Raw genomic sequence first — 1,265 nt, forward strand, 5'->3', positions numbered from 1 at the left:
AGATGTGTATAAGAGACAGCACCTAGATTGATCAAGATCTTTGAGAGAAGCTCAACCTTCAGCGTAACCGCCTGCCCATTCAGATCAATCGTATCGACAGCCGCATCCAACGTGACACCCGTGAGATTAGCGGTACCTTCGGTCAACTTGAGTGTAGTCGCCCCAGGCAACGTAAACGTAAGCGACCCCACAAAACCGGTGTTGCCGTTAACATCGACCACGTTAGAGCTAGCAAAGCTCATTGTATCCGCTGCAACCAACACCGCATCAGCAGCGACCGTAATATCAAAGGTCGTAGCATACCCATCGGTCGGGCTGACTGCTGCAATAGTGGAAGAACCCAACGTCCCAGAGGATGTCAGATTTTCAATAGTTACCAAGGATGCATCTACGGCCTCAGAGAACACGATGCGGATTGTTTCGCCCGTAGCGTAAGCAGCCGTTGCAGCAACATCAGTTGAAATATGCGTTGTAGAAGCTGCAGTCGGTTTGACGATATCAGCCGGCACTACCAACGCAATATGGCTGGCTGCGGGGTTACCGGCCGCGTCTACTACTGCCGTCTTGTTGAACGTTAGCGTCCGCACACTTTCAGTGCCACTGACAAGGAGATCAAGGTCATTGGCAACAGTGTCAGCACCTAGCGTGACAACAAAGGACGTCGCTGTCGTCCCATCGCCACCGGATGCAGCAACACTGTAGCCGTAACCGAGCTTCGCCTCATCACCACGGTTCAGCGCATTTGGCGCAAATTGCGTTCCAAGCACCAGTGTGTCGATGTCGACCGCCTCGGAGAAGGTAATCGTGATCGTTTCATCCAATTCCAATGCCGTGTCGTTATCTGTGTTGTCGACCGTCAGCGCGAACTCGGTAGCCCCACTGGGAGCCACTTCGTCAGATGCAGTTTGCTCGAAGAAGAGGCCAACGCTCTCATTGCTCGTTACGGTTTCATCAGAAACCACGGCAGAAAGCTCCTTTGAACCATCCGCACCCAACTCCGCCTGAGTGACGGTGAATTGCACATAACCGTTGTTAATCTCGGTGCTCGTCAGTGTAGCCGTTTTAGGTGTGCTGAATGATGCGCCGTTCAGATAGAGCTCGACGGTATCGGTTGCTAATGTGACGTCTGACAGACCAACGCGTACTACTAGGTCGCCTTCTGCGGTGTCCAGAACACTGTCGTTCAAGTCAGAGCCGACGACTGACAGGGTTGGTACCAAAGCAACTGCCTTCACGGCTACATCAATCGCCGTGTTCAGCGCAGA

The 1,265-nt window shown here is 52.9% G+C and carries 1 protein-coding gene; it reads right to left on the reverse strand.

The annotated features are described in order from the left end of the window. The coding region (locus B9P63_RS19325) for a hypothetical protein (RefSeq protein WP_176219213.1) at positions 1–1,265 on the reverse strand (1,265 nt) is incomplete at both ends.

It is taken from the genome of Planktotalea arctica, assembly GCF_002105285.1.
In the GTDB taxonomy this organism is placed as follows: domain Bacteria; phylum Pseudomonadota; class Alphaproteobacteria; order Rhodobacterales; family Rhodobacteraceae; genus Planktotalea; species Planktotalea arctica.